Source organism: Sphingomonas rubra, assembly GCF_900115745.1.
GTDB lineage: Bacteria > Pseudomonadota > Alphaproteobacteria > Sphingomonadales > Sphingomonadaceae > Sphingomonas > Sphingomonas rubra.
The window spans coordinates 12737-25187 of the sequence record NZ_FOXP01000008.1 but is presented as its reverse complement, the minus strand read 5'-3'; the positions used below and the strand labels follow the sequence as shown (position 1 = coordinate 25187).

Genomic DNA, 12451 nt, shown 5'->3' with positions numbered 1-12451 from the left:
GTTAAGCCTTGGACTGGGCGATGACGGAGGCGAGCGCGCGGGTGGCGAGCGGCAGCTTGAAGGCGTTGTCCTTGGTCGGCGTCGCGCCGGCAAAGGCGCGCGCGGTGACCGCGGCGGCCCCTTGCGGCAGCAGCGCCTCCGCCGCCTCGACCCGCCAAGGGCGCGGCGCGACGCCGCCGAAGGCGACGCGGCCGGTGCCGTCCGGCTGGATCACCGCCGCGACCGAGACGAGGGCATAGGCGTAGGACGCGCGGTCGCGGACCTTCTCGTAATAATGCCGGCCGCCGAGCGGGCGGGGCAGGGTGACGGCGGTGATGAGTTCGCCGGGCTTCAGCACCGTGTCCTGCTCGGGATGGTCGCCCCACAGGCGGTGGAAGTCGGCGATCGGGATCGCGCGGCGCTGGCCGGTGCCGTCCACCGTCTCCACGACCGCGTCGAGCACGCGCATCGCCACCGCCATGTCGCCGGGGAAGGTGGCAATACAGCTGTTCGACACGCCGATCACGCCCAATTGCCGCGAATAGCCGCCGATCGCCGCGCAGCCGGAGCCGGGCTTGCGCTTGTTGCACGCCATGTTGGTGTCGTAGAAATAAGGGCAGCGGGTGCGCTGGAGCAGATTGCCCGCGGTCGACGCCTTGTTGCGCAACTGCCCGGACGCGCCCGCGACGATCGCGCGGGTCAGCACCGCATAATCGCGCCGCACCCGATCGTCGGCGGCGAGATCGGTGTTGGTGACCAGGGCGCCGATGCGGAGGCCGCCGTCCCCGGTCTTCTCGATCCGGTCGAAGCCCAGGTCCTGCACGTCGACGAGGTGCGTCGGCGTCTCCACCTCGATCTTCATCAGGTCGAGCAGGTTGGTGCCGCCGGCGATGAACTTGGCGCCGGGGTGGCCGGCGACCGCGCGGGCGGCGGCGACCGGGTCCTTGGCCCGCTCGTAGGTGAAGCTCTTCATGCCCGCTCTCCCGCGACCTCGGCCATCGCCTCGGCGATGTTGGAATAAGCGCCGCAGCGGCAGATGTTGCCGCTCATCCGCTCGCGCATCTCCGTGTTGCTGGCGCGCGGACGGGCGGTCAGGTCCTCCTGCACGTGGCTCGGCACGCCGCGCTTGATCTCGTCCAGCACCGCGACCGCGGAGCAGATCTGGCCGGGGGTGCAGTAGCCGCACTGATAACCGTCGTGGCGGACGAACGCCGCCTGCATCGGATGCAGCTTCTCCGGCGTGCCCAGGCCCTCGATCGTGGTGATCTCGTCGCCTTCGTGCATCACCGCCAGCGACAGGCAGGAATTGATCCGCACGCCGTCGACCATCACCGTGCAGGCGCCGCATTGGCCGTGGTCGCAGCCCTTCTTGGTGCCCGTCAGGTGCAGATGCTCGCGCAGGGCATCGAGCAATGTGGTGCGCGGATCGAGCGACAGGTCGCGACGCTCGCCGTTCACCTTGAAACGCACCGGCATCGTCGGCACCGCGCTGGCGGGAGCCGGCGCCTGGGGGGCGGCAGCGGCGGGCGCGGCGGCGAGCGCCGCGGCGGCGGCCCCACCCGTAAGGATGCCGCGACGCGACATCTCCAGCTCGGACGTATCCGACATGCGATGGTGTTCCTTCCTGCCCGGCATCGCGGGCGTGTCGACGTTGCGGCAACGCCGCTGTGGTGACGACAACGCTCGTGTCGCCCGATAGAGCCTTGAACGCTGCTCGATGGAGCAACGAGCGATCCTCATGATTTTCAGCGAGAATAGTGGGTTGCCCCCCGTCCCCGTGCAAGCCGACCGATCTGTCGGTGCCTCGCCAAGGACCGGGAGCCATCCATCGCTTCCCCCGACGCTTGGCCCGTCATCGCCGCCATCGGGCGAACGGCACGCCGCATCGCGAAGATCGAACCGCGAGTCGGGCTTCGAGAGGGGCTGGACACTGCGGAAAAGCACGTTGGACCCGGCCGCACCGGTCTCGGGGCACCACGTCTGACGGCATTCCGGATGCAGGGCGGCAACGCCGGTTCGGCTCGCGCTTGTCAGGGCATTGATAGTGCTGTCGTTTTTCCCCGAGTGTGATTCCTGAATGATTCATGAAGGATTATTCATGACACTGTGCAACCTAAGTTGCGTTCAGATTGCCTGGGGCGACAAGACGTCGTCCTCCGACAGGGGATCTATCGATGGATCAAACCGCCTTCATGATCGGCTTCACGGTCATGTCACTCGCCTCGCTGGCAATCTATGCCAAGGGTGGCAAATCACCTCCGTCGCGGCACCATACGCTGCTTCACGCGGCGGTGCCGTTCATGGCCGCCAGCGCCTATCTGGCGATGGCATTCGGGATCGGTACGCTGGTGAAGGTCGATGGATCGGCGACCTATTTCGCCCGCTATATCGACTGGTCGGTGACCACGCCCATCCTGCTGTCTAGCCTGGTGCTGCTGGCATTTCACGAGCGTGGGAAGACGGGTGAGGTCGGCGGCTATCTCACCTCGATCATCGTGCTTGACGTGTTGATGATCGCCACCGGCCTGATCGCGTCGCTGGCGGAGGTGCCGCTGGTCAAGTGGGTCTGGTATCTCTGGTCGTGCGCGGCGTTCGCCGGCGTCCTGTACCTGCTCTGGGGACCGCTGCGGACCATGGCGGCCGAGCGGGGCGGCGCGCTGGGCGACGCCTATGGCAAGAACGTCACCTTCCTGACGGTGGTCTGGTTCCTCTACCCGATCGTCTTCCTGGTCGGACCCGAAGGGCTGAAGATCATCAGCGATCCCGCCTCGGTATGGGCGATCCTGGTCATGGATATCGTCGCCAAGGTGGCATACGCCTTCTACGCGGCGAGCAACCTCGACAAGGCTCTGCACCAGCACGGCAGCGACGGCGGCTATCGCGCATGACGCTGCGCGCTCCAGCCTGGGGCTGGAGCGCGCTCCTAGGGGCGGCGACAGCCGCCTCTTTCGGCTCGCTCCCGGTTCAGCTTGCTTTCGCCATCGTCGCGATCGGGATGGTCGGCATGGCGCACGGCGCCAGCGATCTGGCGATCGTTCCGAACGAGCGACACGCCGTGTTTCTCGTGCTGTACGGGCTGGTCGCCACCGTTTGTCTGCTATGGTGGCTCGCCGAGCCGGCCGTTGCGCTGCCGGCGTTCCTGATCGCATCGGCGATCCATTTCGGGCTTGAGGACGCACCCGGCGGGACGGTCATCGAGAAGATCGCCCGCGGCGCGAGCTTGGTCGCAACGCCGGCGGCGCTTCATTCCGTCGCGCTTGCCGACATTCTGCGCCTGGGCGGTATCTCGCCCCAGACGCTGCCCGCCATCGTCGGCACCATGGTCGTCGTCGGTGCCGTCACGGCTGGCGGGCTGATGTTCGTGGCGTTCGCGCATGGTGATCGCCGCTTGCTGGCCGGAACGACGGCGCTGCTGATCCTGCCGCCGCTGATCGGCTTCTCCGTCGGGTTCCTCATCCTCCACGCCGTGCCGCAGACCGATGAGCGGCGTCGCCAACTCGGCTGTGCGGATTACCGCGCCTATCTGCGTGCGACATGGCCGATCCTGCTGGCGGCGGTGATGCTGGCCGGGCTCGTCGGCGTCCTGTTGTTGCGCCGCGATCCTTCCGGCGTCCGGTCGCTGTTCGCCGCCATCGCCGCGCTTGCCATGCCCCACCTGCTGGTCACGCCCTGGTTCGACAGACGGGCGGCATCGGCGGTGCGGAGCCGAGCGACGGTGCCGATCGCGGACAGGTTGGGGGCAAGTTGATCCGCCGGTGGACAAGGCTGTTCGCCCGCACCGTCCGTAGCGCATTGCGCGACGATTTCGGCATCGCGGCGAGTTCGATCGCTTTCGCGGCCTTTCTCGCCGTCGTTCCGTTGGTCGGGCTGGTGGCCGGGATCTACGGCCTGGTCGTGCCGGCCGCGGCCGTTCAACACAATCTGGCGACGCTCACCGCTATCCTGCCGGTCGACGCGCAGCGCATCGTCGCCGGCTCCCTGCACAACGCGCTCGCTTCGGACCGGGCCGGCATCGTGACGCTGATCGTGACGCTCGGCATCGCCTTGTTCAGCGCGCGTCGGGCGGGGCGGTCGTTGTTATACGGCATCAACCTGGCCTATCGCGTCGAGTGCGAACGGCAGGGTCTGCATCGGCAGATCGTGTCCATGCTGCTGGTGCTGGGCTGTGCGGCGCTGGTGCTGACCGCGCTGGTGTCGCTTTCCGTGCTGACTTTTCTGCAAAGCTACGTGCCGGATGGATTGCCCGGGGCGCGGCTCACGTCGACGGTTGTCCTGTTCGGATCGCTGACGCTGGGCGCGGGTGGCGGACTGATCCTCATCTACCGCTACGCTCCTGCGACCGGCTCGGTCGCGTGGCGGCAGGCTCTGCCGGGAACGATCGCCAGCGTGGTCATGTGGCTGGCGACGACGGTCATGTTCCGCGCCTATGTCGCGCACGTCGCGCGTTTCGACGACACCTACGGTTCGCTGTCCGCCGTGGTCGTGCTGATGCTCTGGCTGACGATGTCGGCCTGGGCGCTGCTGCTGGGCGCACGCCTCAACGTCGAGGCGATGGACCATCCGATGACGGAGCGACGCGCATGACCGAGGTTCCCATCCAGGACCGCTATCGCAATCGCCTGCTCGGCATCATCACCGCGCTGCTGCTGATCGGCGCGCTGAGGATCGGCTACACGGTCGTCATGCCGATCGCCTTCGCGGCGATCATCGTCGCCGCGCTGTGGCCGCTCAAGCGCGGGCTGTCGCGCTACATGCCGTCATGGCTCGCCTATATGCTGACGCTGCTCGCGCTCGTCGCGATCCTGGGGGCGTTCGCCGCAGCGGTGTACCTGTCGGTCGGGCAGGTCATCGGCGCCCTCGCATCGCAATGGGACAGGCTTCAGGCCGGATACGACCACCTCGCCCGCTGGGCATCGACACGAGGCGTGCCACTCTCCGGCACAATCGACCGTCAACGAGTCATGGTTCTTGTCCAAATGCTCGCGAGCAGCGTCTACGGCTTCGTGACCTATGTCGGCTTCATCGGCATCGTCGTGATGCTGGGCTTGCCCGAGGTGCCGCGCCTGCGCCGCAAGCTCTACGAGCTGTTCGAGGGCGGCGCGCGGCGCGACATGCTGTCGGTCGGCGAGGAGATATCGGGTCAGGTCCGCCGCTATCTCGGCACCACGCTCGCCACCAGCATCCTGACCGGCGTCGCCTCGTCCTTATGGTCGTGGATGACCGGACTGGAGCTGGCGCTGGTCTGGGGCATTCTCAACTTCCTGCTCAACTTCATTCCCGTCATCGGCAATATCGTCGGCATCATCCCGCCGGTGATCTTCGCCTTCGTTCAATTCGGCGGGTGGCACATGCCGGCGTTGGTGTTCGTCGGCTTCGTCATTCTCCAGATGACGATCAGCAACGTCGTCTATCCGCTGATGCAGGGCAAGCAACTGTCGCTGTCGCCGCTGGCGATCATCATCGCGATGACGTTCTGGAGCTGGGTGTGGGGCATCGCCGGTGCACTGATCGCGGTGCCGCTGACTGCCGCCATCGCCATCATTTGCAGCCAGTTTGATCGCAGCCGCTGGATCTCGAAGCTGCTGTCCGCATGAAAACGTATCGCCTTACCCGTTGGGATAGTGGCACGGGTGCGTAGAGCAAAGAGAGGGGAACGGTGTGCGCCGCTGAAACTCCTCAGAAAGAGCATCTGGTCAGCCGAGGTGTGTGGCGCAGCTGCCAGGTCGATGCGGACGCGTCTCAGCTCGACCCAGGTGACCGAAGCGGGCAGCGGCCTTGTCACGGCTTCTCGTAACGTAGCTCTCCAGTACCTCACCTTCGTGATCCACCGCTCGCCACCGGTGGGCCATCTAACCCTCCAGCTTCACGTACACTTGATCCAGGCGAGCCACGCGAACGCAAAGTGATCGCGCACGCCGCCGAGATCATCCGGCAGGCTAACTCCTACGTGAACGGCTGACAAAGCTCCGGTCGCCGGGTTCCATTGCGCCGCTTCTATCGTATCCGCGTAGTCCGCCGTGACTTCCTCGGCCGCCCACCCTGCCGAGACGCGCACAATTGCCGCCACGTCCTGTTTAGCCGTGTCCATGCCCATTGCATGTGGCACTCGTATGCAGCCGAACGCTGTCTCGGCACCGACGTCCATCAACAGATGACGTCAAGGGAGCTTGTGCCGGCCACAGCGATTTTGCTATCAACATCAACTACCCATTGCGGCATATAAGGGAAGAAACCAGGCGGAAGCGAGAGGATAGCAGCAGAGAGGTGCCGCTCGGCGGCTCAGTACCTCAGCGGGTCGCCGGCCCCTCATTGACGCCGGACTGCGTCTCGCCGGTGGCTTGCTCCACCACGTGCTTGCTCATCATCAGCAACCCCGCACCGAACAGCGGCAGGATCGTGATGATCGCCCAAACCAACGCTGCACCGCGCGACGTGAGCTTCCGCTGCCGATGCAGCCACATGCCCGATGCTGCGAGGACGATCGAGCCGCCAACACACAGAAGAAGCAGCACGAGGATGTCATTGCCGGTGCCGTTGCCCATGATAATCGCTCCTATCGTCGGGTCTCAACGCCAGTGCAGCGATCGCGGTCCGACGGTGTCGGTATCCCAAGTTGTTTCAAATCAAGATGGCAAAATCCGCAATCTTTCCCATTTTCTTCCTGTTCTTTCGGTCGTCAGAGCGCGCGGCGGAGAAGGGGACCAACACATAGGCGCGCTGCGGTGAGGGTCCCCCGGTTTCTCATCCAAGTCGAGGGTGAGTTTCCGGCATTCATGAGGGTCCCCCGGTTTCTCATCCAAGTCGAGGGTGAGTTTCCGGCATTCATTCGGCCGCGATCCTGGCCGCGGCAGCAGCATATTCGACCGGCGTCAGCCAGCCAAGCGATGTGTGAGGACGGCTCTCGTTGTAGTCCCGCCGCCATGCTTCAATCTTGGCTCTGGCGTCCTCCAGCGACAGGAACCAGTGCGTGTTCAGGCACTCGTCCCGAAGGCGGCCGTTGAACGACTCCACAAAGGCGTTGTCCGTAGGCTTGCCCGGCCGGCTGAAGTCCAGCGTGACGCCATTCTCGTAAGCCCAGCGGTCGAGCGCCTTCGAGATGAACTCCGGCCCATTGTCCACCCGAATGGTCCGTGGCGCGCCGCGGATCGATGAGATCCGCGTTATGGCCTCGACCACCTGTTCGCCCTTGATCCCCTGGTCGACGTCGATCGCCAGCGCCTCGCGCGTGAACGCATCGACGACGGTCAGCGCCCGCAACCGCCGGCCGTCGAACAGCGCGTCCGAGACGAAGGCTCTCCTGAGCTTGCCGAAGGGTCCATCGACCACATCTCGTTGGCCGCCAGAGCCGCAGGTTGCCGGTCGCGGTTGGCAGCGCTGACGTTGCGGCGGGGTTTCTTGAGCCGAAGGCTCAGTCCATCATCCCGGTAGAGCCGATAGACGCGCTTGTGGTTCACGAGCCATCCCTCCCTGCGCAGTAGGATGTAGATGCGGAAGTAGCCATACCGGGTCCGCGTCGCGGCCAGATCACGGATGCGCAGCATGAGCGGCGCCTGGTCCGGTCGATGCGACACGTAGCGTACCGACGACCGATCGACGCCCAGCGCCAGGCAACTGCGTCGCTCGCTGACACCATGAGACGCCTGGACGTGCGCGACGAGTTCGCGCCGTCGTCCAGGCGTCAGGGCTTTTTTGACAAGACGTCCTGCAGGATATGCTTGTCCAAGCTCAGATCCGCGACCAGCTGTTTCAGCTTGCGGTTCTCCTCTTCGAGCAGCTTCAAGCGTCGCAGCTCGCCCACGCCGAGGCCGCCGTACACCTTCTTCCAACGGTAGAACGTCTGCTCCGAAATCCCCATCCGGCGGATCACCTCCGCCACCGAGGTGCCCGTCTCCGCCTGCTTCAGCGCGAACGCGATCTGCTCCTCGGTATGCCTCGTCTTCTTCATGTCCCAGCTCCTCGCCCGCAGGCTTCAAAGGGCCGGAAAACTCTCACTCAACATGGATGAAAAAAATAGGGGGGACGTCAAATCTCCACCGACGTTGCCAGATCGCGGCCGGTTCGGGCTCATAAACCGCCGTGAGAAATGCTCGTTCCTGGTATTGTTGCGCCAGTACCTAGTCGGTCTGCACTACGTCGACGCCGTCCAACCGTTGCCGGTAGAGTTGCTCGAGCCGCAGGTGGATGGCCTTTACGCTACCTTGTTCAGCCTGCTCAGCCATCCGCCGGTGATCGTCAGCACGCCCGAGCACGTAGAGGCGCTCGTCAGTGTCCGGATAGGTCGTTTCGTCAGAGGACTTGTTAGTCTGGTCGGGCCATGTTGAACGCCTACCAGCTCCTTTTGTCGGCCTTTCGGGATCTCAGAACCAGACATTCGTTCATGGTGTAGTTCTGTGGGTTGCCGCTCTCAGCACTTGGTTTCCGGCATTGCCGTCAGGTACAGGACGAACCCGATGGCGGCGATCGCCGCGAGGGTCAGGAAGCTGGCGCTGTAGCCTGCCGCGACGATGATCGCGCCGGCGAGGCTGGCGGACAGCGCCGCCCCGAGCCCCTGCGCCGTCGCGACCGCTCCTTGACTGACGTTGAAGCGCCCTGACCCTCTGGTAAGATCGGCGATGACGACGGGAAACAGCGCACCGAAGATGCCCGCGCCGATACCGTCCAACGCCTGCACGCCGACCAGCCACCATGGATCGTTCGACACGGTGTAGAGCGCGCCGCGCGCCGCCAGGAAGGCGAAGCCGACGAGGAAGATCGGCTTGGTGCCCCAGCGTTCCGTGTTGCGCCCGACCACGATCGCGACGGGGACCATCACCAACTGCGCCGCGACGATGCATGCAGCCGTCAACGACGTCGCCTGATCCTTGCCGACCGTCCTGGCGAGCAACTGGCCGACCGAGATCAGCATGGCGGCGTTTGCGAGATGGAAGGTGAAGACGATCACCGCGAACAGCAGCAGGGGTTTGTTCTCGACCAAGCACATCCAGGCGCTCGGCTGCTCGCACTCCTTGTCGGGTGCGCAGTCGAGGCCCCGCGCCACGTCGTTATCGATGTCGTCGTTGCGGAGGCGGGTGGCGGTCACGATGCTGGCGACCGTCAGGCCCGCCATCAGCCAGAACACGACCACCGGCCCGAACGTCCAGGCGAGCAGGCCCGCGAGCCCCGCCGACACCGCGTTGCCGCCGTGGTTGAAGGCCTCGTTGCGGCCGACGCGTTTCGCGAACAGCTTGGGTCCGACGAGGCCCAGCGTGATGGCGGAGATCGCCGGCGCGAACACTGCACCCGCCACGGCGGCGATCGACTGGGTGACGGCGACCATCGTGTAGCCCGACACGATCGGCAGCGACACGCTGCTGAGCGTGACCAGCAGCGCCGCCACCATGATGAGGCGCGGCTTGTTGGTGACGCGGTCGATCAGCGATCCGGCCGGTGTCTGACAGAGCAGGCCGACGATGCCGGCAATGGTCAGCACCGATCCCACCGTCGCCTCGTTCCAGCCCTGCGCCGGCCCGCGCACCGCGATCAGGTAAATGGCGAGGTATGGCCCCAGCCCGTCGCGAACGTCGGCCAGGAAGAAGTTGAGTGCGTCGAGCACCCGGTCGGGTGCCTTCTTGCGCTCCGATCCTTGCCCGATGTCGGTTGCCGCGGTTGCCATGCTGCTGTCCTTCATGTGCGGGTGTCCGACCTTCAGCCGATGAGGAGGCGTGCGCCGAGCGCGGCGACGAGCGCGGGCGGCATCGTCACCGCGCCTACCTTGAGAAACGTCCAGAAGCCGACATCCTCGCCCTCGCGACGGATCGCTTGGAGCCAAAGGATGGTGGCGAGGCTGCCGGTGATCGACAGGTTGGGGCCGAGGTCAACGTCGATCAGCAGGCCGTCGACGACCAAGCGCGGCGCGTGCGCCTGCGCGATCGCCGTACCGGCGATCAGACCGGCAGGCAGGTTGTTGACCAGGTTGGAGCCGAAGGCGATGATCGCGCCCGATGCTGCGGCGGCCAGCGACGGGGCGCCCGCGGCGGCGCGCAACAGCTCCGCGATCGCGGCGACGACGCCGGTCCGCTCCAGCGCCTCGACCAGCACGAACAGCCCGGCGACGAGCGGCAGCACTCCCCAGGAGACGCATCGCACCGGCGCGAGGAGCGACCGGCGCGTGAGCAGGCAGACGCCGAACGCTGTGATGACCCCCGCCAGCGCGGTCGGCAGGCCGAGCTCGACGTCGAGTGCGGACACGACGACCAGCAGCACCGCTGTGCCGACGATGCCGGCCAGCGCCGCCCTGCCGCCCACGGACAGCGGCTCGCGCTCCACGTCGCTGATGCACCTGCCCGCGATCCTCTTGCGTTCATGCCATCGGAGTATCGTGAAGGTGACCGCGATCGCCGCGATCGACGGCAGCGCGAACGAGCCCAGCCATGTTCCCAGCGGCGGCATGTGCCCACCGTAGAGGACGAGATTGGCAGGGTTGGAGATCGGCAGCACGAAGCTCGCCGCATTGGCGATCAGCGCACAGGCGAAGAGCAGCGGCATCGGGTCCGCCTTCGCCTTCCTCGCCGCGGCGTAGACGGCGGGCGTGAGGACGACGGCGGTGGCGTCGTTCGACAGGAAGGTCGTGGTCACGATGCCGGTCGCATAGACCAGCGCGAACAACCGCGGCGATGATCCGCGCGCGTGGATCGCGGCGGTCGCGGCCGCCCAGTCGAACAGGCCGTGTTCGCGTGCGACCTCGCTCAGCAGCATCATGCCGATCAGGAACAGGTAGACGTCCGCTCCCTTCGCGATGGCGGTTGCCGCCATGCCCATCGGCAATAGCCCGAACAGCACGAGTGCCGTCGCGCCGGTGACCGCCCACAACCACTCGGGCAGCCGCCACGGACGGCCGATCACGCCCGCAGTGGCCGCGGTGCAGATCGCCCAGGTGACGCCGTGCGCGATGTTCACCGGCCGGAACCGGAGCAGATCGGTTCGATCGGCATGTTCATATGACCCTGCAGCATCGCTTCGCGTCCATGGATCGGGGCGGAATGATATCCGCCCCGATCAGCTGTTAGCGCGCCTGGACGCCGACAGGCGGAGAAACCGCAGCGGTGTCGCTGGTGGCAGCGGCAGGCGGCGGCGGAGCCTTTCCATCGGCGCCGGGCGGCGGAGGTGGTGCGCCCGGACCGCGATCGGGTCCGTCGTGCGGTCCGTGCGGCGGACCGGCGAGCGGCCCGCACGCCAGCACCTTGTTGTCCGTGCCGATCAGGAAGGCGGCATGAACGAAGCCGCGCTCGAAGCGGCCCTGCACGGTGATGGGCTGGTTGATCGCGACCAACTGGCGATCATCCCCCTCGCGGCCGGTATCGACCAGCGCGCGGCCGGTGCCGTCCTCCATCACGAACTTGTTGCCGTACACCTCCGCCACGCGACCGCGGATCGTCACGATGCCGGTGGAAGACAGCGAGCGGATCGCGACGGGCTTGACGGGCGCCATCGACACGGATGGCCGCGTCTCGGCCATCACGATCGCTCCGGTAATGCCGCCGAGCGCGAGCAGGCCGGCGCCGAGGATGGTGAGGCCGGCAGGGCGGTTGAACCGGAAGCGGGAACGGTGTTCATCATAGGCTGGCATGGAAAACTCCTTCGGGGGTTGGTGCCGTCTTTCTACACGGGTGCCCGGCCGTCCCGCTGAACCATGCCGTTCAGATTCGGTTTGGCTTGGCAGGATAGGCTACCGGCGGGAGGATCCGGTTTGCGCATATTGCTGGTCGAGGATGACAAGGTTCTGGCGGACGGCATCGCGCGGGCGCTGAGAGCCGAGCGGTTCGCCGTCGACGTAGCCGGTAACGGCGAGGATGGCGGGCATCTCGGCTCGACCGAACTCTATGACGCGGCGGTGCTCGACCTTGGCCTGCCAAGGAAGGACGGCGTCACCGTCCTGCGGGAATGGCGCGCCGAGGGGCGCAACCTGCCCGTCCTGATCCTTACCGCCCGCGACGGCTGGTCGGAGAAGGTGGCTGGGTTCAAGGCCGGTGCGGACGATTACCTGACCAAACCCTTCCGGATGGAGGAGGTCGTCATGCGGCTGCGCGCGCTGGTGCGCCGCGCGGCAGGACACGCCGGCGCGGTCGTCGCCTGCGGCAGGCTGGCGTTCGATGCCCAGCTCGGCACGTTCGAGCTGGACGGCCTGCCGCTGAAGCTCACCGCCCTCGAATGGCGGGTGCTGTCCACGTTGATGCTGCGCCGGGAGATGGTCGTCGAGCGGCGCGAGTTGATCGAGCGGGTGTACGAGGGGGATGCAGAGGTGGACTCCAATTCGGTCGAGGTCATCATCGGTCGGCTGCGCAAGAAGATCGGGGCCGGGATGATCGAGACGGTGCGCGGGCGCGGCTACCGCGTGACGGCGGGAATACGGTGAAGCTATTTCCACGCTCGCTGGCGGGCAGGCTCCTCGCCATCTCGACTCTGACCACGATCGCGGCGCTGGTGTTCGCGGCCT

13 protein-coding genes and 2 pseudogenes are annotated in these 12451 nt (G+C 66.3%); 6 read left to right on the top strand and 9 right to left on the bottom strand.

The genetic code is table 11. From position 1 onward, the window contains the following. Position 1: 1 nt before the first annotated feature. Both BM145_RS10825 and paoA read right to left on the bottom strand, forming a co-directional pair. Positions 2-952, bottom strand: coding sequence for an FAD binding domain-containing protein (locus tag BM145_RS10825; protein WP_093333674.1), 951 nt, complete (start codon positions 950-952; stop codon positions 2-4). Beyond that, positions 949-1587 carry an aldehyde dehydrogenase iron-sulfur subunit PaoA gene (gene paoA, locus BM145_RS10820; RefSeq protein ID WP_093333673.1) on the bottom strand — a complete coding sequence of 213 codons (639 nt, stop codon included), beginning with the start codon at positions 1585-1587 and terminating at the stop codon, positions 949-951. The genes BM145_RS10825 and paoA overlap by 4 nt, the downstream gene beginning before the upstream one ends. A gap of 566 nt (positions 1588-2153) precedes the next feature. Here paoA and BM145_RS10815 point away from each other — a divergent pair. The 4 genes from BM145_RS10815 to BM145_RS10800 are packed head-to-tail and all read left to right on the top strand — an operon-like array spanning position 2154 to position 5573. Then, on the top strand, positions 2154-2867 hold the full coding sequence (locus tag BM145_RS10815; protein WP_093333672.1) for a bacteriorhodopsin: 714 nt from the start codon (positions 2154-2156) through the stop codon (positions 2865-2867). Then, positions 2864-3727 carry a Brp/Blh family beta-carotene 15,15'-dioxygenase gene (locus BM145_RS10810; RefSeq protein WP_093333671.1) on the top strand — a complete coding sequence of 288 codons (864 nt, stop codon included), beginning with the start codon at positions 2864-2866 and terminating at the stop codon, positions 3725-3727. The genes BM145_RS10815 and BM145_RS10810 overlap by 4 nt, the downstream gene beginning before the upstream one ends. 44 nt (positions 3728-3771) lie before the next feature. Next, a complete protein-coding gene (locus BM145_RS10805; protein ID WP_177200175.1) occupies positions 3772-4563 on the top strand; it encodes a YihY/virulence factor BrkB family protein in 792 nt (263 codons plus the stop codon). Next, the gene (locus BM145_RS10800; RefSeq protein WP_093333669.1) at positions 4560-5573 is read left to right on the top strand and encodes an AI-2E family transporter; all 1014 of its coding nucleotides are present in this window, start codon (positions 4560-4562) and stop codon (positions 5571-5573) included. Before BM145_RS10805 ends, BM145_RS10800 begins: the two co-directional genes overlap by 4 nt. Positions 5574-5744: 171 nt before the next feature. Here the strand turns inward: BM145_RS10800 and BM145_RS16625 are convergent. The 4 genes and pseudogenes from BM145_RS16625 to BM145_RS10785 form a co-directional block, all read right to left on the bottom strand. Continuing rightward, positions 5745-5861: pseudogene (locus BM145_RS16625) on the bottom strand (DDE-type integrase/transposase/recombinase); the annotation flags it as partial. Continuing rightward, the gene (locus BM145_RS15725) at positions 5843-6067 is read right to left on the bottom strand and encodes a hypothetical protein (RefSeq protein WP_143090166.1); all 225 of its coding nucleotides are present in this window, start codon (positions 6065-6067) and stop codon (positions 5843-5845) included. The pseudogene BM145_RS16625 and the gene BM145_RS15725, both read right to left, overlap by 19 nt. A 199-nt stretch (positions 6068-6266) precedes the next feature. Next, positions 6267-6521 (bottom strand): hypothetical protein, encoded by a 255-nt coding sequence (locus tag BM145_RS10790; RefSeq protein ID WP_093333668.1) that lies wholly within the window; start codon positions 6519-6521, stop codon positions 6267-6269. A 280-nt stretch (positions 6522-6801) separates the two neighbouring features. After that, positions 6802-7924: pseudogene (locus BM145_RS10785) on the bottom strand (IS3 family transposase). On the opposite strand from BM145_RS10785, the gene BM145_RS15720 reads away from it, so the two are divergent. Further along, the gene (locus tag BM145_RS15720; RefSeq protein WP_143090165.1) at positions 7923-8300 is read left to right on the top strand and encodes a hypothetical protein; all 378 of its coding nucleotides are present in this window, start codon (positions 7923-7925) and stop codon (positions 8298-8300) included. The pseudogene BM145_RS10785 and the gene BM145_RS15720 overlap by 2 nt on opposite strands. Before the next feature lie 83 nt (positions 8301-8383). Here the strand turns inward: BM145_RS15720 and BM145_RS10780 are convergent, their stop codons facing one another. From BM145_RS10780 to BM145_RS10770, 3 genes are all read right to left on the bottom strand, one after another. Continuing rightward, entirely contained in the window at positions 8384-9631 is a 1248-nt protein-coding gene (locus tag BM145_RS10780; protein ID WP_093333791.1) for an MFS transporter, read from the bottom strand. A 32-nt stretch (positions 9632-9663) separates the two neighbouring features. Beyond that, a complete protein-coding gene (locus BM145_RS10775; RefSeq protein ID WP_093333667.1) occupies positions 9664-10914 on the bottom strand; it encodes an arsenic transporter in 1251 nt (416 codons plus the stop codon). 106 nt (positions 10915-11020) lie between these two features. Next, positions 11021-11584 carry a hypothetical protein gene (locus BM145_RS10770; protein ID WP_093333666.1) on the bottom strand — a complete coding sequence of 188 codons (564 nt, stop codon included), beginning with the start codon at positions 11582-11584 and terminating at the stop codon, positions 11021-11023. A 120-nt stretch (positions 11585-11704) separates the two neighbouring features. Between BM145_RS10770 and BM145_RS10765 the strand changes: the two genes are divergently transcribed. Continuing rightward, complete coding sequence (locus tag BM145_RS10765; RefSeq protein WP_093333665.1) at positions 11705-12370, top strand: response regulator transcription factor; 666 nt, start codon at positions 11705-11707, stop codon at positions 12368-12370. Positions 12371-12451 lie beyond the last annotated feature (81 nt).